This is a genomic window from Pseudomonas sp. VMV1 (assembly GCF_056790235.1).
The window spans coordinates 24,532-45,762 of record NZ_JBXGSE010000008.1; the positions used below are offsets into that span (position 1 = coordinate 24,532).

Annotated in this window: 20 protein-coding genes and 1 riboswitch; of the genes, 7 read left to right on the plus strand and 13 right to left on the minus strand. The window is 68.9% G+C overall.

The window, feature by feature from the left end:
- The first annotated feature begins 177 nt into the window (after positions 1–177).
- Complete coding sequence (locus ACUCV0_RS20320; protein WP_482213525.1) at positions 178–2,304, plus strand: TonB-dependent siderophore receptor; 2,127 nt, start codon at positions 178–180, stop codon at positions 2,302–2,304.
- A 25-nt stretch (positions 2,305–2,329) separates the two neighbouring features.
- Here the strand turns inward: ACUCV0_RS20320 and ACUCV0_RS20325 are convergent, their stop codons facing one another.
- The 3 genes from ACUCV0_RS20325 to ACUCV0_RS20335 are packed head-to-tail and all read right to left on the minus strand — an operon-like array spanning position 2,330 to position 5,297.
- Complete coding sequence (locus ACUCV0_RS20325) at positions 2,330–3,127, minus strand: ABC transporter ATP-binding protein (protein WP_482213526.1); 798 nt, start codon at positions 3,125–3,127, stop codon at positions 2,330–2,332.
- Complete coding sequence (locus ACUCV0_RS20330; RefSeq protein ID WP_482213527.1) at positions 3,124–4,182, minus strand: FecCD family ABC transporter permease; 1,059 nt, start codon at positions 4,180–4,182, stop codon at positions 3,124–3,126. The genes ACUCV0_RS20325 and ACUCV0_RS20330 overlap by 4 nt, the downstream gene beginning before the upstream one ends.
- Entirely contained in the window at positions 4,179–5,297 is a 1,119-nt protein-coding gene (locus ACUCV0_RS20335) for an ABC transporter substrate-binding protein (RefSeq protein ID WP_482213528.1), read from the minus strand. The genes ACUCV0_RS20330 and ACUCV0_RS20335 overlap by 4 nt, the downstream gene beginning before the upstream one ends.
- A 267-nt stretch (positions 5,298–5,564) precedes the next feature.
- Between ACUCV0_RS20335 and ACUCV0_RS20340 the strand changes: the two genes are divergently transcribed.
- Positions 5,565–6,227: a peptidase M15 gene (locus ACUCV0_RS20340; RefSeq protein WP_454253825.1), complete on the plus strand. Its 663-nt coding sequence runs from the start codon at positions 5,565–5,567 to the stop codon at positions 6,225–6,227.
- A 57-nt stretch (positions 6,228–6,284) separates the two neighbouring features.
- Here ACUCV0_RS20340 and pcaK read toward each other — a convergent pair whose 3' ends face one another.
- Together pcaK and ACUCV0_RS20350 are read right to left on the minus strand one after the other, a co-directional pair.
- Entirely contained in the window at positions 6,285–7,661 is a 1,377-nt protein-coding gene (gene pcaK / locus ACUCV0_RS20345; RefSeq protein WP_271653174.1) for a 4-hydroxybenzoate transporter PcaK, read from the minus strand.
- 118 nt (positions 7,662–7,779) lie between these two features.
- The gene (locus ACUCV0_RS20350; RefSeq protein ID WP_482213529.1) at positions 7,780–8,634 is read right to left on the minus strand and encodes an IclR family transcriptional regulator domain-containing protein; all 855 of its coding nucleotides are present in this window, start codon (positions 8,632–8,634) and stop codon (positions 7,780–7,782) included.
- Between the two features lie 142 nt (positions 8,635–8,776).
- Here ACUCV0_RS20350 and ACUCV0_RS20355 point away from each other — a divergent pair, with 142 nt between their 5' ends.
- Positions 8,777–9,295, plus strand: a complete 519-nt coding sequence (locus tag ACUCV0_RS20355; protein WP_482213530.1) for an Mpo1 family 2-hydroxy fatty acid dioxygenase — start codon at positions 8,777–8,779, stop codon at positions 9,293–9,295.
- Here the strand turns inward: ACUCV0_RS20355 and ACUCV0_RS20360 are convergent.
- From ACUCV0_RS20360 to cobG, 7 genes are all read right to left on the minus strand, one after another.
- On the minus strand, positions 9,280–10,044 hold the full coding sequence (locus ACUCV0_RS20360; RefSeq protein ID WP_482213531.1) for an ABC transporter ATP-binding protein: 765 nt from the start codon (positions 10,042–10,044) through the stop codon (positions 9,280–9,282). The two genes, ACUCV0_RS20355 and ACUCV0_RS20360, sit on opposite strands and share 16 nt — an antisense overlap.
- Positions 10,041–11,075, minus strand: coding sequence for a FecCD family ABC transporter permease (locus ACUCV0_RS20365; RefSeq protein ID WP_059316351.1), 1,035 nt, complete (start codon positions 11,073–11,075; stop codon positions 10,041–10,043). The genes ACUCV0_RS20360 and ACUCV0_RS20365 overlap by 4 nt, the downstream gene beginning before the upstream one ends.
- The gene (locus ACUCV0_RS20370; RefSeq protein ID WP_059316352.1) at positions 11,072–12,088 is read right to left on the minus strand and encodes an ABC transporter substrate-binding protein; all 1,017 of its coding nucleotides are present in this window, start codon (positions 12,086–12,088) and stop codon (positions 11,072–11,074) included. Before ACUCV0_RS20370 ends, ACUCV0_RS20365 begins: the two co-directional genes overlap by 4 nt.
- Positions 12,089–12,119: 31 nt before the next feature.
- Positions 12,120–12,267: riboswitch (cobalamin riboswitch) on the minus strand.
- A 6-nt stretch (positions 12,268–12,273) separates the two neighbouring features.
- Positions 12,274–13,944, minus strand: coding sequence for a precorrin-3B C(17)-methyltransferase (cobJ, locus tag ACUCV0_RS20375; RefSeq protein WP_482213532.1), 1,671 nt, complete (start codon positions 13,942–13,944; stop codon positions 12,274–12,276).
- Positions 13,932–14,672 (minus strand): precorrin-2 C(20)-methyltransferase, encoded by a 741-nt coding sequence (locus ACUCV0_RS20380; RefSeq protein ID WP_160921918.1) that lies wholly within the window; start codon positions 14,670–14,672, stop codon positions 13,932–13,934. The genes cobJ and ACUCV0_RS20380 overlap by 13 nt, the downstream gene beginning before the upstream one ends.
- Positions 14,672–15,298, minus strand: a complete 627-nt coding sequence (locus tag ACUCV0_RS20385; protein ID WP_454253831.1) for a precorrin-8X methylmutase — start codon at positions 15,296–15,298, stop codon at positions 14,672–14,674. Before ACUCV0_RS20385 ends, ACUCV0_RS20380 begins: the two co-directional genes overlap by 1 nt.
- On the minus strand, positions 15,291–16,577 hold the full coding sequence (gene cobG, locus ACUCV0_RS20390) for a precorrin-3B synthase (RefSeq protein WP_482213533.1): 1,287 nt from the start codon (positions 16,575–16,577) through the stop codon (positions 15,291–15,293). The genes ACUCV0_RS20385 and cobG overlap by 8 nt, the downstream gene beginning before the upstream one ends.
- A 98-nt stretch (positions 16,578–16,675) precedes the next feature.
- Between cobG and cbiE the strand changes: the two genes are divergently transcribed.
- The 4 genes from cbiE to cobM are packed head-to-tail and all read left to right on the plus strand — an operon-like array spanning position 16,676 to position 20,412.
- Positions 16,676–17,884, plus strand: a complete 1,209-nt coding sequence (gene cbiE, locus ACUCV0_RS20395) for a precorrin-6y C5,15-methyltransferase (decarboxylating) subunit CbiE (protein ID WP_482213534.1) — start codon at positions 16,676–16,678, stop codon at positions 17,882–17,884.
- Positions 17,877–18,965 (plus strand): cobalt-precorrin-5B (C(1))-methyltransferase, encoded by a 1,089-nt coding sequence (locus tag ACUCV0_RS20400; RefSeq protein ID WP_271653182.1) that lies wholly within the window; start codon positions 17,877–17,879, stop codon positions 18,963–18,965. The genes cbiE and ACUCV0_RS20400 overlap by 8 nt, the downstream gene beginning before the upstream one ends.
- Positions 18,962–19,684 (plus strand): cobalt-precorrin-6A reductase, encoded by a 723-nt coding sequence (locus ACUCV0_RS20405; RefSeq protein ID WP_482213535.1) that lies wholly within the window; start codon positions 18,962–18,964, stop codon positions 19,682–19,684. The genes ACUCV0_RS20400 and ACUCV0_RS20405 overlap by 4 nt, the downstream gene beginning before the upstream one ends.
- On the plus strand, positions 19,681–20,412 hold the full coding sequence (gene cobM / locus ACUCV0_RS20410; protein WP_482213536.1) for a precorrin-4 C(11)-methyltransferase: 732 nt from the start codon (positions 19,681–19,683) through the stop codon (positions 20,410–20,412). The genes ACUCV0_RS20405 and cobM overlap by 4 nt, the downstream gene beginning before the upstream one ends.
- Positions 20,413–20,512: 100 nt before the next feature.
- Here the strand turns inward: cobM and deoC are convergent, their stop codons facing one another.
- Complete coding sequence (gene deoC / locus ACUCV0_RS20415) at positions 20,513–21,190, minus strand: deoxyribose-phosphate aldolase (protein WP_482213537.1); 678 nt, start codon at positions 21,188–21,190, stop codon at positions 20,513–20,515.
- Positions 21,191–21,231: the final 41 nt, after the last annotated feature.

Consider the following 21,231-nt stretch of genomic DNA (forward strand, 5'->3'; position numbering starts at 1 on the left):
CATCAGGCGCGCCCGGCATCCGCCTTTTCTGGCTCAGCACCCGCCACCCGATTCACGAGAGGCCCAAGCGAATCGACGAGGCTGATGAAAATCTGTCTCAGGCGGTAACGACTCGCAGTTGTGTCCCCTTTGCAAGGCGCTCTAGAATCCGCCTCCCCGAACTCCAGGACGATAACAATGCGCCGGCTGGTCCCTGCTTTCTATCTGCTGCCTCTCTGTGCCCTTCCCCTCGCTGGTCATGCCCAGGAGGCAGCGGAAGATACCCCCCAAGCCCTGTCCGACCTCACCATCGTTGGCTCGGCCGAATCACCCACCGGGCCAGTACAGGGCTACAAGGCAGAGCGCTCCAGCAGTGCGACCCGCACCGATACCCCGCTGCACGAGACGCCTCAGTCGGTGAGCGTGGTCTCCCGCGAGGCCCTCGACGACCTTTCCGCCACCCGCCTGCAGCAGGCGCTGGACCAGGCCGGCGGCGTCGGCCGTGGCAACAACTTCGGCGGCCAGGGCCTGACCAGCTACACGGTGCGCGGCTTCACCAGCTCCGAGTATTTCCGCAACGGCTTCCCCATGAACCGCGGCTACCCCAGCGCGCCGGATGCCGCCACCCTGGAGCGGGTCGAGGTCCTGCGCGGCCCCGCCGCGACCCTCTATGGCCGCAGTGATCCGGGCGGCACCTTCAACGTGGTCACCAAGCAACCGCTGGGCGAGCGCAAGACCACCCTCGGCAGCCAGTTCACCGACCAGGGCCAGAAACGCGGCACCCTGGACACCACCGGTCCGGTGGACGAGGACGGCCGCCTGGCCTATCGCCTCAACCTGATCGCCGAGGGCGGCGACACCTTCCGCGACGACGTGCACACCGAGCGCTACGAAGTCGCCCCGGTGCTGAGCTGGCAGGCCACCGATGCCACCCTCATCACCTTCGAGGCGGACATCATCCGCAGCAACGCCCCGCTGGATCGCGGCCGCACCAACTACCTCACCCAGCGCGCCGAGGCCAATCGCTCCACCAATGCCTGGGAAAAGGGCACCACCAACCTGCTGCACAGCGACAGCGAGGCCTATCAGCTGCGCTTCGAGCACCAGTTGAACGACGCCTGGACCCTGGCCGGCGGCTTCCAGTACCTCGACGGTAGCCTCAAGGGCAATGCCGTGGAAGCCAACGGCGTGCAGGCCGACGGCGTGACCCTCGGCCGCAACTTCAACTACCGCAAGCTGGAGTGGAGCGATCGCGACCTGCAGCTGAACCTGACTGGCCACTTTGACACCTTTGGCCTCGGCCATACCCTGATCACCGGGGTCGAGGTGGAAGACTACGACTATCAGTCGATCATCCAGCGCTCCCCCGGCGGCACCGATGTCTATGCGGTCAATCTGGTCAATCCGGTCCTCGGCCAGCCGCGTCCGGCCCTGACCCGTACGCCAACCCACGACCACGAGACCCTCAAGACCTGGGCAGCCTTCGTGCAGGACCAGATCGCCCTCACCGAGCGCTTCAAGGTGCTGGGTGGCGTGCGCCTGGAGCGCTTCGAGCACGACTACGATAACTTCGTCGCCGGCGGCAAGAGCTGGTCCAACGCCGACAACGCCGTTACCCCGCGCCTGGGCGTCAGCTACGACCTCACCCCGGAACTGGCCCTGTACGCCAGCGCCTCCAAGTCGTTCAAGCCCAACACCGGCGCGGCGCGCCTGGGCGGCGGTTTCGATCCCGAGGAAGGCAAGGCCTACGAAGTGGGCATGAAGTGGGCGGCGATGGATGGCCGTCTCAGCGTCGACACGGCGATCTTCCATACGGTCAAGGAAAACGTCCTGACCCTGGACCCCGTCGACCCGGCCTTCAACGTCGCCGCTGGCGAGGTGCGCAGCCGCGGTTTCGAACTCAACGTGACCGGCGACCTGACGCCCAACTGGCGCATCCTCGGCGGCTACGCCTTTACCGATGCCGAGGTCACCAAGGACAACACCCTGGCCCGCGGCACGCGCCTGACCAACATCCCGCGCAATGCCGTCAACCTGCTCAACGTCTACGAATTCCACGACGGCAGGCTGCGCGGCCTGGGGCTGGGCGCCAACGTCAAGTACGTGGGTGAGCGCGAAGGCCAGAAAACCGCCGTCAGCGACTACAGCATGGACAGCTACACCGTCACCGACCTGTTGAGCTTCTACAAGGTCGACGAACACCTGCGGCTGAACCTGGACGTACGCAACGTCTTCAACAAGGGCTACGACGAGAGCTCCTGGAACGCCTACAGCTATCCGGGCGAGCCGCGTACGGTGCAGGCCGGCTTCACCTACACCTTCTGACGCCCCACCCTCTGCAACCCTGCGGTCAGGCCTCGCTGAAGGCCTGGCCGGTCAGCGGCTGGACCACCGGACGGCCCTGGCGGTCCTGCAGGATGTCCACCGCCACGCCATAGGTGGCCTCCAGCAGGTCGGCGGTGACGATGGCGGCGGGTCGCCCGGCGGCCAACAGGCCACCGTCGACCAGCACCAGCAGCGAATCGGCGTACTGGCAGGCCAGGTTGAGATCGTGCAGCACCACCACGGTCACCTGATTGTGCAATCGGGTCTCGTGGCGCACGCGATCGAGCAGGTTGATCTGGTGACGCAGATCCAGGGCGCTGACCGGTTCGTCCAGCAGCATCACCTCGGGTTCACGCATCAGCACCTGGGCGAAGAACACCAGCTGCCGCTGACCGCCACTCAGGGCGCCCAACTGGCGCGAGGCCAGGTGCCCGATGCCCACTTCGTCGAGCTTGCCCAGCGCCCGTTCCAGCAGCTCATCGTCCAGGTGCAGGGTCAGCCGCTCCAGGCTGCCCATGGCCACCGTCTCCAGCACCGACAGTGCCGCCTCGGCATGGGAATCCTGGGGCATATAGGCCACGCCCTGGCGCCAGCCCTCGCGCTGAGCGCGGAGCGAAGCACCCGCCACCAGCCGCCTTTCCCCGCGTTCGATATGACCCGCCGCCAGCGGCAGGTCCCCAGCGAGCGCGCGCAGCAGGGTGGTCTTGCCGGTGCCATTGGGGCCGAGGATCACATGGACCTGGCCGGGATGCAGCTCGGTGCTCAGCCCGAAGATCACGGTACGGTCGCCGCGCTTCAGCGCGAGGTCATGGAGGCGAATCATAGGCTGGGCCTGCGCGGGGCGAAGATGAGCCAGAGCAGGAAGGGCACCCCGACGATGGCGGTGACGATGCCCACCGGAAACAGCGCCCCGGGCAGGATCGACTTGGACAGTACCGAGGCGAAGGACAGCATCAGGGCGCCGCAGATGGCCGACAGCGGCAAGAGGAAGCGCTGATCCTCGCCCACCTGCCAGCGGGCGATATGGGGTGCGACCAGGCCGACGAAGCCGATCACCCCGACGAAGCTGGTGGCCGTGGCGGTCATCACCGCCACCAGGATCAGCACCTTGAGGCGCAGGCGGCGGATGTCCACGCCCAGGCTCTCGGCACGCGCTTCGCCCAGGCGCAGGGCCGCCAGTTTCCAGGCATCGCGCAAGAGCAGGATGCAGCACAGCAGGGTCACCCCCGCGACGATGGCCAGGGTGGTCCAGGTGGCGCGGCCAAGGCTGCCGAACAGCCAGAAGAGGATCTGCTGCGAGAGCTCCGGCGACGAAAGGAACTGCACCAGCGACAGCAATGACTGGAAGAGGAACAGCAGGGCGATGCCACCGAGGATGATGGTGTCGCTGCCGGTGCGCTTGAGCGAAGCCAGGGCGAAGAGAAACAGCGCCGCCAGCATGGCGAAGACGAAGGCGCCCAACGGTACCCCGATCAGCGCGCCCAGGCCGAAGCTGCCCAGTGCCAGGCTGAGGGCGGCGCCACAGCCCGCGGCGGCGGCCATGCCCAAGGTATAGGGGCTGGCCATGGGGTTGTTGAGCAGCGTCTGCATCTGTGCCCCGCCGGCGCCGAGGGCGGCGCCCACCGCCAGCGCCATCAGCGCCACCGGCAGGCGCAGGTCGCGGACGATGGCGTCGGTCATCGGCTGCCGCTCGCCGAGCCCGGTCAGGGACTTGAGCACCTCCAGCGGCGAGAGCAGCGAGGGCCCGGTGGCGATGTCCAGCACCAGACCCGCCAGGGTCAGAGCCAGGAACACCCCGCAGGCACGCCAGCGACGACGTTCGCGGGCGCGCTGCTCGGCGATGGCGTCCGCGTGGCTGGAGAGCGAAGAGGCGCTCATGGGTTCAGGCCTATGGCGAAGGTGCCCTGGGGCTGGATCGGCATGTAGCGGCGGTAGTACTCGCGATAGTTGGCCATCGGATCCACGTCCTGGAACAGATCCGGATAGAGCTGCTTGGCGATGAACTGCAGCATGGCGAAGTCCTCCAGGCTGCGCGAGGCACCCTGGTAGACGCCATAGAGACGACCGTCGCGGATGGCCGGCAGATTGCTCCAGCCCGGCCGCTGCATGAAGGCGCGCAGGTGAGTGCGGGCATCGTCGGCGCTGACGCCGGGGCCCATGGGCAAGGCAGTGGGATTGCTGTTGTCCTCACGCCCGGAGATGAAGATGACCTCCGGCTGGGCCATGAGCACCTGCTCCGGATTCATCACCCCCCACCACTGGATGAAGGGCGCAGCGATGTTGTCGCCGCCGGCCAGGGTCACCATGGCGCCCCACATGTTGCGGCCATAGGTGAAGGAGTACTCGGCCGGGCCCTTGTTGCCGAACTCGGCATAGACTCGCGGCCGCGGGCGATGGGCCGCCGCGATACGGGTCTGGATGTCTTTCACCACCTTGGCGTAGAAATTGGCCAGTTCGGTGGCCCGTGCCTCCTGGCCGGTGATGACGCCGAGCAAGCGGGTGGAGGCCAGATGGCGTTCCAGGGTCTGGGCGTTGTAGTCGATCGCCACCACCGGGATGCCGAGCTGTTCGAGGCGCTTGACCTCGCTGTCCAGCGCCTGGAGCTGCCAGGCGGCCAGCACCACCAGATCCGGCTTGAGGGCGAGCACCTTCTCGACGGAAAAACTATTGTTTTCCGTCTCCCCCACATCGGGAAGGGTGGCCAGGGATGGCCGGTGGGCGACGTTGAGCGCCCAGTTGGCCGGCACCTTGCGCTCCCAGGCGCCGCGGGAAACACCGACCACGGCGTCGAAGGCATGCTCGCCCCCAACCGCCAGGTAGTCGCCATAGTGGAAGCCCAGCACCACGCGCTTGGCTGGCGCCTCGATAGTCACCGTGCGCCCGAGGACATCGGTGACCTGGCGGGTCTCGGCGAAAGCCGGAGCAATCAGAAAGCAAGCGATAAGCGTTACCAGCCGGACAGCCCACTGCCCGCTGCGAGCGAAACCTTTCATGGAACCCCTTGGACATCTGCACCCGCTCTAGACGGATGACTGCGGCGCATGCAAAGGGTGCAACTTTACGCGGTGGCAGCGCCTGCGCCTAGCCAGAGAGGGAATGGCGCTCAAATCCTGAATAGCAATAACGCAGCGCCTGAGATGTAGCGCCAATATCAAAGGCTTATGCTGTTCCACAGTTACCGTACGTCTACCAGCAAACCAGAGCCTAGACTGGTGACGGCTAGGAAACCCAAAGTGAATTGGCCTATTCAAGGACGAGCAGTGAAAACACCCAACTCGGTTAAAGCCCTCGAAGAATTTGGACGGAAACGGCTATCCCAGCACTTCTTCATGCGCGACTTCCTTTACTCCGAAATCAGTCAAGTCGAAGGCATACCCAACGTACCTGAGCGACCGGATCTAGCCATCGAGGCGGGTACCCAGTTGTGCGAACGACTGCTGGAGCCCTTGCAGGCGCGCTTCGGCCGGATCGCTATCCGTTCGGGATATCGCAGCGCGGCAGTCAATGCCAAGGGGGCGGAGAAAGGCAACCAGTACAACTGCGCCAGCAACGAGGCGAACGCTGCTCATCACATCTGGGACCTGCCGGATACGGACGGTTACCTGGGCGCCAGTGTGTGCATCGTGGTGCCGGCACTGCTAAAGGGCTTTGAGCAAGAAGAAAGTCCTTGGTACAAGGACTGGACGCCCCTCGCCTGGTGGATCCATGACCACCTGCCCTATAGCTCGCAAGAGTGGTTTCCCAAGCTCGCCGCTTTCAATCTGGGCTGGCGGGCGAATCCACAGGTAAGGCCATCCATTCGCACCTATGCCGCAAATCCTCATACAGGCGATCGCAAGGCGCTGGTCAAAGACGGCGTGCCTACTCTGTCACCTGCAGACCGACACGCCCGGGTAGAGGCTTGGCTAGAAAGCCTGGATTAAGCTCACTCTGGCGCTAGGCCCTGCGGCTAGCCTAGCGCCTAACCACTTTATTGCGCTTCAGGTCGCGTCGGCATGACTGACCACCCCCTTGATCAGCACCGCCAGGGCGGCGAGACCGGCCGGCAGGAGCAGCGCGGTGAGCACCTGGGTGAAGGTCCAGCCCAGGCCCAGCAGGGTCGCGCCCATCCAGGCACCGGTGATGGCGCCGAAGCGGCCGATGCCGAGCATCCAGGACACCCCGGTGGCGCGGCCATGGGTTGGGTAGTAGCGCGCTGCCAGCGACGGCATGGCCGACTGGGCACCGTTGATGCACATGCCGGCCACCAGCACCAGGGTGGCCACCAGGGCGACCTGGCCCAGGCTCTGGCCGACGCAGTAGGCGAAGATCCCGGCCAGGGCATAGAACAGGCCGATGACCTTGTGCGGGTTGAACCTGTCCATGGCCCAGCCGACGAACACCGCGCTGAGTACCCCGCCGAACTGGAACAGCGCGCCGATCAGGGCGGCCTGCTCCAGGCTGGCACCGGCGTCGCGCATCAGGGTCGGCAGCCAGCTGGTGAGCAGATAGACGATCACCAGGCCCATGAAATAGGTCAGCCACAGCAGCAGGGTGCCGGCGCTGTAGCTGCGGTTGAAAATCACCGCGAAGACGTTGCCGGTCTTGACCGACTTTTGCTCGGGCACCATGAAGTGCCGTGCTTCGGCGGCTTCGCGACCGATGGGCGCCAGTACCCGGCGGATGCGCTCGGCGCTCTTGCCGTGCACCACCAGGTAGCGCGCCGATTCCGGCAGCCAGAGCAGCAGCACCACGGCCAGCGCCAGGGGCAGTACCCCGCCCAGCACCAGCAGGCTGTGCCAGCCATAGGCCGGGATCATCCAGGCCGAGACGAAGCCGCCGCCGGCCATGCCCAGGTTGAAGCCGCAGAACATGCTGGTCACCAGCAGCGACTTGAGGCGTTCCGGGGTGTACTCCGAGAGCAGCGTGGTGGCGTTGGGCATGGCGGCGCCGAGGCCCAGCCCGGTGAGGAATCTCAGGATCACCAGCTGTTCGAGGTTGGCGCTGAAGGCCGACAGCAGGCTGAAGCCGCCAAAGAGGAAGGTGGCGACCACCAGCACGCCCTTGCGGCCGAAGCGGTCGGCCAGCGGACCGGAGCCCAGGGCGCCAAAGACCATGCCACCCAGGGCGGCGCTCATCACCGGGCCGAGGCTGGCCCGCGGAATGCCCCACTCCACCGACAGCGCCGGGGCGATGAAACCCATAGCAGCGGTGTCCAGGCCATCGAGGAAGACGATCAGAAAGCACAGGGCGACGATGCGCCACTGGTAGGCGGACAGTGCCTGGCGATTGATGAATTGCTGGACATCCAGGGTGCCGGCTGTCGCCGTGGCCGGATGGTCGGCCAGGGGCACGGCGCCCGCAAGGGTTTGCGTCATGGTGGTCTGCTCGTGTTGTTGTTATCGGCGTAGTGCGCCACTGCGCTGACGTTAAGCCCAACCCCGAACAGCTGACAATTCGATTATCGGCGATATGGCCGATAATCGACCGGATTCGCTAGTGAAACAGCCGGGTACTTAGCTCCTGGCTGGCCGCCAGCAGCACCGGCAGGAACCGCGTCTCCAGCTCCTGGCGACCGACACGGCTGGCGTGGGTGCCGACGTTGAGCGCCGCCAGCACCTGGCCGGCGGCGTCGCGCAAGGGCACCGCCAGGGACCTCAGGCCCACTTCCAGTTCCTGGTCGACGATCACGTAGCCCTGCTGGCGCACCTGTCCCAGACACTCGATGAGCGCCGACGGCTGGTAGAGGGTGCGGCTGGTCTTGGCCTGCAGGTCGGCGTGCTCCAGATAGTCGTGCAGCGCCGCGTCGTCCAGGGCGGCAAGCAGGATGCGGCCCATGGAGGTGCAATAAGCCGGCAGCCGACTGCCCACGCTGAGGTCCACCGAGATCAGCCGCTGCGGCGTGGCCGAGCGGGCGATGTAGAGGATCTCGTCGCCCTCCAGGGTGGCCATGGAGCAGGCTTCATGCAGCTGTTCGCTCAGGCGATCGAGTACCGGCTGGGCGGTGACCGCCAGCGGCGTCGACGACAGATAGGCGTGCCCCAGGGTCAGCACCTTGGGCAGCAGCGAATAGGTGCGACCGTCGGTGGTGACGTAGCCGAGCTTCATCAGGGTGTGCAGGCAGCGGCGCACGGCGGCACGGGGGATCTCGGTGCGATGGCTGATCTGGGCGATGGTCAGCTGGCGCTTGCGCTCCTGGAAGGCATGGATGACCGCCAGGCCGCGGGCCAAGGAGGTCATGAAATTCGGGTCGCCAGTGAAGGCTTCGATGCGCTTGGCCGGCGAGGCGATGATGGGCGGCGCGGCCAGCGGCGGCAGGCCCGTGGCGTGAACGGTGCGGTTATCGTCCATCGGACCGGTCCTCTGCAGGCTTTTGATCGATTATCGAGCGAGGGGGCGATTATCGCAATCGCATTTCTTCTCGCCCCCGCAGACGAAAGCACTCGTCCAGAGGCATGCTGAGGCTTCACGCCAGCCGCCTGGATGCCTGCCGATGAAAACCCTGGAAGATCATCTCAGCCACTACGCAAGCTACCACCGCGATCCGCGCAACATCGCCAGCCACTTCCCCGGCATCCTGCTGATCGTGCTGGCGGTGGCCATCCTGCTGTCCCGCCCCGTATTCACGCTCGCTGGCTGGCCACTGTCCCCTGCACTACCGGTCGCTGGCGCGGTGGCGATCTTCTATCTGCGCCTGGATCGGCCGCTGGGGCTGCTGATGAGCGGCCTGCTCGGTCTTGCCATTTGGCTGGGTGCCGCGCTGGCAGCCCAGGCCACGGGCGTCTGGCTGACCTGGGGGCTGGGTCTGTTCCTGGTCGGCTGGGCCATCCAGTTCGTCGGCCATCATTACGAGGGACGCAAGCCGGCCTTTTTCGACGATATCGCCGGACTGGCCATCGGCCCGCTGTTCATCGTCGCGGAGCTGGTGTTCCTGCTGGGCGGGCGCCCGGCACTGCGGCGGGTGATCGAAGAGCGGGCCGGCCCGGTGCGGCGGCGTCAGCCGAGCCGATAGCGGATCGTCGGCCGATCATCGGGGCCGTCCAGCGCCACCTGCGCCCTTACCCCCCAGACCTGCTGGATCAGCTCGGCCGTCAGCACCTCGGCAGGCGCGCCTTCGGCCACCAACTGGCCGTCCTTGAGCACCGCCAGGCGGTCGCTGAACATCGCGGCGAGGTTCAGGTCGTGGATGGCCAGCACGCAGGTGGCCGGCAGGCGACGCACCAGGTCGAGGATCTCCAGCTGGTGCTGGATATCGAGGTGGTTGGTGGGTTCGTCCAGCAGAAGTTCGCTGGGTTCCTGGGCCAGGGCGCGAGCGATCTGGGCGCGCTGGCGTTCGCCACCGGAGAGGCTGTGCCAGCGGCGGGCAGCCTTGTCGACCAGGCCTACCTGGGCCAGGGCCCGCTGGCAGACCTCGGCATCGCGGGCGCTCCAGGCATCGAGCAGGCCCCGATGGGGCGTACGACCCAGGCGCACCACCTCGGCTACCGAGAGATCAGCTTCGGTACCGGCCTGCTGCTCCACCAGGGCTACCCGGCGCGCCAGGTCGCGCCGGCGCAGGTCCTGCAGGGGCGTCTCGTCGAGGCTGACCCTGCCCTCCTCCGGCCGGCGCAGCCCGGCCAGCAGCCGCAGCAGGCTGGACTTGCCCGAGCCGTTGGGGCCGAGCAGCCCGAGCACCCCACCGGGCGGTACCGCCAGCGTGACCCCGCGGAGGATCGGCTGGCCGCCGGCGCTCCAGGCGACGTCGCGCGCGGCGAGACTCATCGGACCTCCCGTGCGCGATAGAGGATGAAGGCGAAGGCCGGCGCGCCGACCAGGGCGGTGACCACGCCGATGGGCAGGGTCTGCTTGGCCACCAGGGTACGGGCGACGATGTCGGCCAGCACCATGAACAGGGCGCCGATCAGGGCGCAGGTGGGCAGCAGGCGCCCATGCCCCGGACCAACCAGGAAGCGTGCCACATGGGGGATCACCAGGCCGACGAAGCCCACCGCGCCCACCAGGCTGACCAGGCAGGCGGTGATCAGGCCGGTGACCGCCAGCAGCAGCAGGCGCAGCGGCCCCACAGCGACCCCGAGGCTGGCGGCGGCGTCCTCGCCAAAGGCGAAGGCATCCAGCGCTCGGGCACAGGCCAGGCACACCAGCAGACCGGCGAGTACCACCCCGGCGGCCAGCCAGACGTCTGGCCAGCGCACCCCGGCCAGGCTGCCGAGCAGCCAGAACATCACGCTGCGCGCCTGCTCGGCATTGGCTGCGGTGGCGACGATATAGGCGGTCAGGGCATTGAACAGCTGGGAAGCGGCCACTCCGGCGAGGATGATGCGGGTGCTGCCACCGCCGCCCAGAAACGGCAACACCACGGCGAAGGCCAGCACCGCGCCGAGAAAGGCGCCGAGCGAGACCCCGAGCACCCCGCCGCCGACGCCCAGCAGCATTACCAGCACCGCGCCGGTGGAGGCCCCTGCCGACAGCCCCAGCACATAGGGTTCGGCCAGGGCGTTGCGCAGCAGCGCCTGGAGAATGGCGCCGGAGACCGCCAGGCCCGCGCCACAGCAGGCCGCCACCAGGGCACGACTGAGGCGGTACTCCCAGACGATGCCCTGGACGATACGCTCCACCGGATAGGGCCCCAGGCCGAGGCCGTTGGCGATGGCCTGCAGGCTGGTCAGAGGCGCGATGGGCATCTCGCCGAAGGAAGCGGCCAGCACCACGCTCGCCGCCAGCGCCAGCACGGCGGCCAGGCCCAGCAGCCAGCGCCAGGGCCGGGCCCCTTCGGCTGCCAGGGGCAGGCTCATGGTTGCGGCTTGGCCAGGTCGGCGGCCAGAGTCTCGACGCTGTCCACCACCCGCAGCGAGGGATTGAGGGTCGGGGCGTCCACCACCAGCAGGTGGTTCTCGCGCACCGCGCGCAATTCGCGGGTCAGGGGGTCGCTGCGCAGGAAGGCCAGCTTCTTGTCGACGTCATCGGCGGGATAGAGACGGCGGTCCATGCGCGCCACGACGATATAGTCAGGGTCCAGACTGGCGATACGTTCCCAGCTCACCGCTGGCCATTCCTCGGCGCTGTCGACCACGTTGCGCAGGCCCAGGGACCGGGCGATCCAGGCCGGTGCGCCCAGGTTGCCAGCGACCCAGGGATCGCCTTCCAGGCGCGGACTGGAAAACCAGAACAGCACCGAACGCCCCTGGACCCCGGCCGCCTTGGCCTGCTCGCCAGCGGCGGCGATGCGGTGATCCAGCTCGGCAACCAACTGCTTGCCAGCCGGCTGCACATCGAGAATGGCCGCCAGTTCCCGGGCCTCGCGGGTCACCAGGTTCATGTCGAAGGGCGCGCTGCGGCTGCCGTCGCTGTTGGAATCAGCAGTCACCGCCTTGCCCTCGCAATCGCTGGGCGCCACATAGGCGGCGATGCCCAGCTTGGCGAAGCGGGGGAAGTCCGCCACCTCGCCGCCGGGTCCGACGTGATAGGTGTACTGCGCCGCCACCAGGTCCGGCCGGGTACCGACCACGGCTTCGAAGCTGGGAGCGTTGTCGGCCAGGCGCGGAATGCCCTTGCCCTCCTCCTGCAGGTCTTTCGGCAGGCCGCCGAACCAGACCCCGGTACCCACCAGGCGCGAGCCCACGCCCAGGCGCAAGAGCAACTCGGTACTGGCCTGGCCCAGACTGACCAGGCGCTGGGGCGCGCGCTCGAAGACCAGGTCACGGCCGCAGTTGTGGATGGTCAGCGGATAGGTCGTGGCGGCCTGGGCGCTAAGGGCGGAAACGGACAACAGGCCGGCGGCGAGCAGCGGTGAAAGACGGCGAAGCATGGACTCTCCTTGGGATGACGCGTCCCTTGTGGATGATGGATGTTCCCTGGCGAGGTCTGGCTCGCTTCTTTCGAAGCTCACAGTGGCGCGACCGCGCCGGACTCTCACCGGCTTCCCGCCAGGGAATAGGAAGGGTCGCCGAGGGTGGGCCAGCGGCGACCAGGATTCAAGCATTAAATGTTACTTTATAACAATTCCGGATCGTACCAGCGCGGCGTATAGACCCATTCGCCGCCATCGGCCCGCGGAAAGCGCCGGGTATGGCTGGAGCCGAGGATCACCAGGGTGCGTGAATCCACCATGTCACTGCGCAGGGCGCCGAGGCTGGTGTATTCGAGCCCCCCGCCGGGCCGGCCGACATCACGGCCGAGGATCACCGGGGTGGTCGCCGTACGGCAGCTGCGCAGCACGTCCAGCGCGCGCTCCAACTGGTGCGGGCGAGCCTTGGAGATGGGGTTGTAGAAGGCCATGGCCAGGTCCGCTGCCGCGGCCTGGCGCAGGCGCTGCTCGATCACCGCCCAGGGCTTGAGGTTGTCGGACAGGGAGATCAGGCAGAAGTCGTGGCCCAGGGGCGCCCCGGCCAGGGCGGCGCTGGCCATGGCCGCGGTGATGCCCGGCAGGATCTCCAGCTCCACCGCCGCCCAGCGCGGGTCATCGGCGCCTTCCAGCACCTCCAGTACCGCGGCGGCCATGGCGAATACACCCGGATCGCCGGACGACACCATGACTACCTGGCGCCCGCTGGCAGCCAGCTCGAAGGCATGGCGGGCACGCTGCAATTCTTCACGGTTGTCGCTGGCATGGGCCAACTGATCCGGACGCAAGGGGCCGGCCATCTGCACGTAGGTCGCGTAGCCGAGTACGTCCTGGGCCTGGTCCAGGGCGCGGCGCACCACCGGTGCCATGAGCTCGGCCGCGCCGGGGCCGAGGCCCACCACGCTGAGGCGGCCACGCCGCTGGCCAAGGTCCTCGGCTTCCAGCGGCCGGTCATGCAGGTGCAGGGCGATGCCCCGCTCCTGGGCACGTTCCACCGTCGTCAGGGCGAAGTCCGGCGTGTTGGCGTCGACGAATCTCAACGGCACATCCAGCGCCTGGCTCAGCTCGACCAGGCCGGGCGCGGCCATGTCTTCCGCCCGCGCCAGCAGCACCGCCACGGCACCTGGCGCATAGCCGGTGCTGGCAAGCAGTTCGGTGACGGCGACAGCGGTGGCATCGGCACGTACCGCCACCAGCACGGCGCGGGGATGGATGAGCAGGGTGTGGTCGTCGGCACTGGCCAGCGGCGAGACCAGGATGCGCTGGTGCGCAGCGGGGTCACGGGCCAGGGGTACCTCGTCCAGCCAGGGCGCCTCGCCCTCGATGCGTACCGGGGCGCCGGCCAGCAGATCGGCCACCCGGTGCTTGGCCACGTCGACGTCGGCCAGGGCATAGCCGGCCGGTGGATCGAGCAGGCAGGTGCCGAATCTCAGTTCACCACTGGTGGTGATGGCCGGGGCCACGTCCAGCAAGGTACCCAGCTGGCGGGCCAGGCGATTGGCACCGGCCAGGCCGCCCAACAGCGGCACCACGGCGCTGCCGTCCTCGGCCACCGCCAGTACCGGCGGCTCGGCGGTCTTGTCGTCCAGCAGCGGCGCCAGGCTGCGGATGACGATGCCGGCGGCGCAGAGCACCAGCAGCGGCCGCTGCTGGCGATAGAGGTCGCGCAGATGGTCGCCGAAAGCGGTGTAGGTCACGTCGCCCTCGACCCGCCCGGCCAGGCCGTGCACCAGGCTGCCCGGCAGGCCAGCCTGCAGGCGGCGAGCAGTGGCCAGGGCGCCAGGGCCGAGGATGACGATGGCCGGGCTCAACCCTTCCATTTCACCCCCGGTACCACCACCAGCGAGAAATACGGCGAGGCCATGGGCTCGACCTCGTCCAGCGCGACGATGCGCTGGTTGTCCATGGTGGCGCGTTCGATGTAGCGGGCGCGCTCGTCCAGGCCCAGGTCGCGCAACACCTGGCGCACCTTCTCGAAGTTGCGCCCGAGCTTCATCACCACGGCGGCGTCGGCGCTCGCGAGACGTGCCTTGAGCTCCTCGGCGGAGAGCACCCCGGAGAGCACCGTGAGGGTCTGGTTGCGATAGACCAGCGGCAGGCCGAGCATGGCCACGCCGCCGAGCATGGAGCAGACCCCCGGCACCACCTGGGCCTCGTAGCGCTCGGCCAGGCGGTCGTGCAGGTACATGTAGGAGCCGTAGAAGAAGGGATCGCCTTCACAGATCACCGCCACGTCACGGCCGGCGTCCAGATGGTCGGCCACCTGGGCGGCGGCGGTGTCGTAGAAGTCGGCGATCACCGTCTCGTAGGACAGCGGCGGCGCCAGCTTCTCGGTGGTCACCGGATAGACCAGCGGCAGGCGTTGCTGGCCGTCCAGCAGATAGCCCTCGATGACGCCATAGGCATTGCCGCCCTGGCCCGCGTTGGCCTTGGCCTTGGCGACGAAATAGGCCACCACCGGCGCGCCCTGCAGGAGGCGCAGGGCCTTCAGGGTGATGAGTTCCGGATCGCCGGGGCCGACGCCCAGGCCGAGCAGGCGGCCGGCCATCACTCCACCTCCGTGGCCAGGGCATTGACCGCTGCCGCGGCCATGGCACTCCCGCCACGTCGGCCGCGCACGATGACGTAGGGCACGCCGCGACTGTCGGCGGCCAGGGCGTCCTTAGACTCCATGGCGCCGACGAAGCCCACCGGCATGCCGAGGATCAGCGCCGGCCTGGGCGCCCCGGCGTCGAGCATCTCCAGCAGATAGAACAGCGCCGTGGGGGCGTTGCCGATCACCACCACGCTGCCGGCCAGGTGCGGCCGCCAGCGCTCCAGGGCCACCGCCGAGCGGGTGTTGCCCTGGGCCACGGCCAGTTCGCGGATGCCCTCGTCGTGCAGGGTGCAGATCACCTGATTGGCGGCCGGCAGCCGGGTGCGGGTGACGCCCTCGGCGACCATGCGCGCATCGCAGAGGATGGGCGCGCCGGCCGCCAGGGCCGCGCGACCGGCCGCGCCGGCGCCCGGGGAAAAGGCCAGGTCCTGGACCACGTCGACCATGCCGCAGGCGTGGATCACCCGCACGGCGAGCTTTTCCAGGTCGGCGGGGATGGCCGAGAGATCGGCCTCGGCGCGGATGGTGGCGAAGGATTGGCGATAGATCGCCTGGCCGTCGCGTTCGTATTCAAGCATCACTAGGACTCCGGGCCAGCCAGGCGGCGGCCTCGTCGAGGGATAGTTGGGTGGCGCGCCGCCGGCCCGGACCGGGCTGGGTGGCGTCGCGCACGAAGAGGTCATAACGGCCGGGGGCCACGGCCAGCAGGGTATGGGGGGCCTGTCCGGCCAGGGCGCAACTGCGCGGGCAGCCGGAGAGGTGGACCTCCACGCCTGCCGGCAGCCGCTCAGCCAGGCGCAGGGCGTCGCCCTTGGTATCGGCCTGGCCCTTGGCGCAGCCCTGGCTGCCGGTACAAGCGATCAGCCGGGCCAGGGGTGCGGCAGGGTCGGTGGTCAGGTCCAGGGTGGTCAAGGCCGTGAGCAGCGCCTGGGCCTTGTCGGTCGGCACATCGGGCAGCAACAGGCCCTGCCAGGGGGTCAGGTGCAGTTCGCCATTGCCGTGGTGCTCGGCGAGTTCGGCGACCGCTGCCAGGGTCATGGTCGGCAGCCGCCCCAAGGCGGGCTGGGCACCGACCCAGCAGAGGCCCGCCTGGCGCTGCGGATGACTGCCCAGGCGCCGCGCCGTTGCCGCTGGCGAACGAGGGGTAGCCGGGGCTGGCAGCAGGTCCAGTCCAGCCAGCAGCTCCGCAACCGGAAGCTGCGCCAGCAGCTGGCGCATGCGGCTCTGCTCAGCGCTGGCGAGGTCGAGAAAACGGTGCAGCAGGGCTGCCACCGTCGCCCTCTCGCGCCCCGTGGGGATCAGGCCCAGCGGCGCATCCAGCGGGGTACCGGCCAGACCGAGGAGATAGCCTTCGGCGTGGGCCGACAGCCAGACGTCATGGGCATGGTCGAGCCGTGCCAGGGCCTCGCCGCCGTCCAGTTGCAGGGCGAACTTGGGCGACAGGCCATGCAGGCGGCGATCGCCTTCCAGCAGCGCGAGCAGTTCGGCGGCCAGGGGACGGACGTCCCTCCGTTGCTGCGGATCGCGGCCCGCGGCGGGGCTGAGCAGCACGTTGCGCACGTCGTCGGCGGCTGGATCGCTTGGGCCCAGACCGGCCGCCTGCAGCGCGGCCACCAGGGCGTTGGCGCCGTCCGGGCGCACGCCACGCAGTTGCAGGTTGGCGCGGTTAGTCAGTTCCAGCACACCGCTCGCCCAGCGCTGGCTGGCCGCGGCGATGGCCCGCGCCTGGACCGCCGTGAGGCGTCCGCCCGGCAACTTCACCCGGCACAGGCCGCCATCGCGGGCGGGCACGATGCGCAGCAATCCCGGACAGGCCGAAGGCCGCGGGACGAGGGCGGAAGGAGACGGAGGATTCACGGCGGAAGGTCGGGCTGGACGGGGAAAGAGGCTATTATGCCCGCTTTGCCCGACCCCTTGAAAACGGCCGGTCGGCTGACGCTCGATGAGGTTTGTTCATGATCCCCTGGCTGACCGTGGTGGGTATCGGCGAAGACGGCTACCCCGGCCTGGGCAAAAGCGCCCAGCGCGCCCTATTGGAGGCGCAGGTCGTCATCGGCGGTCCACGCCAGCTGGCGCTGCTGCCACCCTGCATCCGCGCCGTCCGCGAGCCCTGGCCGCAACCCTTCGCCCTCGCTCCCGTGCTGGACCGTCGCGGCACCCCGGTCTGCGTGCTGGCGAGTGGCGATCCCATGCTGTTCGGCGTTGGCGCGAGCCTCTCGCGCCAACTGTCGGCCGACGAACTGCAGGTGCTGCCGGCGCCCTCCTCCTATTCCCTGGCCGCTGCCCGCCTGGGCTGGCCCCTGCAGGAGGTCGCGTTGCTGTCGGTGGTGGCGCGGCCCCTGGCCGGGGTGGTGCGCCACCTGCATCCCGGCGCGCGCCTGCTGGTCTTGAGCAACGACGGTCACAGCCCCGCCGCCCTGGCCGCCCTGCTGGTGGACCAGGGCTTTGGCGCCAGCCAGCTGCAGGTGCTGGAGCACCTGGGCGGTCCGCTGGAGCGACGCATCGCCAGCCGCGCCGAGGCTTGGTCGCTGGCAGAGGCGGCGACGCTCAACCTGGTGGCCATCGAGGTCCTGAGCGAGACCGTTGAGGCCGGCCTGCCCCTCACCCCGGGCCTGCCGGACGACGCCTATCGCCACGACGGTCAGCTGACCAAGCGCGACGTGCGCGCCGTGACCCTGGCGCGCCTGGCCCCCCGCCCCGGCGAACTGCTGTGGGACGTGGGCGCCGGCTGCGGCTCCATCGGCATCGAATGGGCGCGCAGCCATCCCAGCTGCCGGGCGCTGGCCGTCGAGGCCGATGCCGGACGCCAGGCACACATCCTCCACAATCGCGACCACCTCGGTGCGCCGGCGCTGCAGCTGGTGGCCGGTCAGGCACCGGAGGCACTGACCGGCCTGGCGACCCCGGACGCCATCTTCATCGGTGGCGGCCTCACCGCGCCCGGGGTCCTGGATGCCTGCTGGACCGCCCTGCGGCCCGGCGGTCGCCTGCTGGCCAATGCCGTGACCCTGCAGACCGAAGCCGCCCTGGTGGCCTTTCGCGAACGTCATGGCGGCGACCTGACCCGCCTGCAGGTGGCCCAGGCCCAGCCGCTGGGCGCCTTCGACACCTGGCGCGCGGCGCTGCCCATCACCCTGCTGCACAGCCGCAAGCCCCATGCGTGACGAAACCCCCGAACAGCCCGCGCCCCTGCGCACCGGCCTCACCACCGGCAGCTGCGCCACCGCCACCAGCCTGGCGGCGGCCAGCCTGCTGCTGGGCGAGACGCCCGGCGATGCGGTGGAGATCGAGCTGCCCAAGGGACGGCGGGTCCTCATGCCCCTGGCCCACTGCCAGCGGCTGGAAGGCGGCGCCCAAGCCGGTACCTTCAAGGACGGTGGCGATGATCCGGACGTGACCCACGGCGCCCTGGTGTTCGCCCAGGTACGCCTGAGCACCACCCCGGGGGTCAGCTTCCACGCCGGCCCCGGCGTCGGCACCGTGACCAAGCCCGGGCTGGTGCTGGCGGTGGGAGAACCGGCGATCAATCCGGTACCGCGGCAGATGATGACCCGCCATCTCGGCGAACTGGCACGGCGCCACGGCTATGGTGGCGGCTTTTCCGTGACCGTCGGCGTCGAGGGGGGCGAACACCTGGCGCTCAAGACCATGAACCCGCGCCTGGGCATTCTCGGCGGCCTGTCGATCCTTGGCACCAGCGGCATCGTCCGGCCCTTTTCCTGCGCCGCCTACATCGCCTCCATCCACCAGGGCATCGACGTGGCTCGCGCCAACGGCCACGGCCATCTCGCCGCCTGCACCGGCAACGCCAGCGAAGACGCCATGCGCCGTCGCTACGGCCTGGAGGAAACCGCCCTGATCGAAATGGGAGACTTCGCCGGCGCCGTGCTCAAGCACCTGCGCAAGGCGCCGGTGGCGCGCCTGAGTCTGTGCGGCGGGTTCGGCAAGATCAGCAAGCTGGCCGCCGGCCATCTCGACCTGCACAGCCGCAGCTCCAGCATCGACCTGCCACAGCTGGCCGCCTGGGCTGCCACGTTGGGCGCCGACGCGGACCTGCAAGCCGCCATGATCGGCGCCAATACCAGCCAGCAGGCACTGCAACTGGCCCAGGCCGCCGGCATTCCCCTGGGCGATGCCGTCTGCCGCCAGGCGCTGGCCTTCGCCCGTGGCATCGTCCCGGCAGGCGTGGCGCTGGAGGTCCTGGCCATCGACCGCCAGGGCGGTATCGTCGGAGAAGCCCAATGAAGATCCTCTTGCTCGGGGGTACCACCGAAGCCCTGGCCATCGCCCGCCAGCTGCCGGCGAATGCCCTCTACAGCCTGGCCGGCCTCGGCCGCGTGCCCCAGGACCTGCCCTGCCAGGTGCGGGTCGGCGGCTATGGTGGCGCCGAGGGGCTGGGCGCCTTTCTCCGCAGTGAAGGCATCGACCTGCTGCTGGACGCTACCCACCCCTACGCCGCACAGATCAGCCACAACGCCGCCCTGGCCGCAGCTCGATCGGGTGTCCCCTGCTGGGCCCTGCGGCGCCCCGGATGGCAGGCCGGTCCGCAGGATGACTGGCGCGAAGTGGCCGACTGGGCCGAGCTGCAGCGAGCCCTGGCACCCTTCGCCCGGCCCTTCTTCACCCTGGGTCGCGAGCCGCTGGAGCATCTCCAGGAGATTCCCGGCGGGCAGTTCTGGACCCTGCGCCTGCTCGATGCCCATCCCGGCACCGAACGGGCACGGATCATCGGCGACCGCGGTCCCTTCGCCTTGGAGGCCGAGCGCGCGCTCTTCGCCCAGGGCGACTTCGATGTGCTGATCAGCAAGAACAGCGGCAGTGCCGCCACCCAGCCCAAGTTACAGGTCGCCCGCGAACGCGGTCTGCCGGTGCTGATCCTGCGTCGCCCTGCCCTACCCAGCGTCGACCGCGAATTCGCCAGCGTCACCGAATTGCTCGCCGCCCTGGCCGAGGAAACCCCATGACCGTCCATTTCATCGGCGCCGGCCCCGGCGATCCCGACCTCATCACCGTCAAGGGCCAGCGGCTGATCCGCCAATGCCCGGTGATCCTCTATGCCGGCTCCCTGGTGCCACAAGCGGTGCTGGAAGGTCACCAGGCCGAGACGGTGATCGACACCGCCAGCCTTGATCTGGATGCCATCGTCGGGCATCTGGCCGCCGCCCATGCCCGAGGCCAGGACGTGGCCCGGGTGCATTCCGGCGATCCTTCGCTGTACGGCGCCATCGGTGAGCAGATCCGCCGCCTGCAGGCGCTGGGCATTGCCTACGAGATCGTCCCCGGCGTGACCGCCACCGCCGCCTGCGCCGCCCTGTTGGGTTGCGAGCTGACCCTGCCCGGCGTCAGCCAGACGGTGATCCTCACCCGCTACGCCAGCCGCACCGCCATGCCCGAGGGCGAGGCGCTGGCCGATCTCGCTCGCCACCGGGCGACCCTGGCCATTCACCTGGGCGTGGGCCAGCTGGAACGCATCGTCACCGACCTCCTGCCGCACTACGGCCCCGCCTGCCCGGTGGCCATCGTCCACCGCGCCAGCTGGCCGGATCAGGACAGCGTCCAGGGCACCCTGGCCGACATCGTCGAGCGGGCACGGGACAAGGATTTCCGTCGCACGGCGCTGATCCTGGTGGGCGAGGTGCTGGCGCCGGGGGATTTCAGCGATTCCAAGCTGTACCGGCAGGGGCCGGGATAGCACCCGTAGGTTGGGCTGAGGCGGCTCCTCCGCCGAAGCCCAACACAAGGCGGCACCGTTGGGCTTCGCTGCGCTCAACCCAACCTACAGGCGTCCTGCCCTAATACCCGGCCCCACCCTCACCCCCACTGACGATGGCCACGCCCGAACTGGTCCCCAGACGGGTCGCGCCGGCCTCCAGCATGGCCTGGGCGGTGGCCCGGTCGCGGACGCCGCCGGAGGCCTTCACACCCATATCCGGGCCCACCTCCTCGCGCATCAGCCGCACGTCCTCCAGGGTCGCGCCGCCGTGGCCGAAACCGGTCGAGGTCTTGACGAAGGCGACCCCGAGATCGCGACAGATCCGGCAGGCCTGGCGCTTCTGGGTCTCGTCGAGCAGACCGGTCTCCAGGATCACCTTGAGCGGTACCGCGCCGCAGGCCGCCTGGACGGCGGCGATGTCGGCGGAGACCTCCTCCAGCAGACCATCCTTGAGCCAGCCGATATTGAGCACCATATCGATCTCCCCCGCCCCGGCGGCGATGGCCCGCTCGGCCTCGAAAGCCTTGGCCGCGCTCAGCCCGGCGCCGAGCGGAAAGCCCACCACCGCGCAGACCTTGACCGCGCTGCCGGCCAGTTGCACCGCGGCGTGGGGGACCTGGGCGGAATTCACGCACACCGAGTAGAAGCCATGGGTACGCGCCTCCTGGCACAGGCGGTCGATCTGGGCGCGGCGGGCATCGGCGGCGAGCAGGGTGTGGTCGATGGTCTTGGCGAGTTCGCCGGGTTCAAGCTGCATGGGGCCTCCTCAGGCACGGGTAGCGTATGATCGGATCAGAA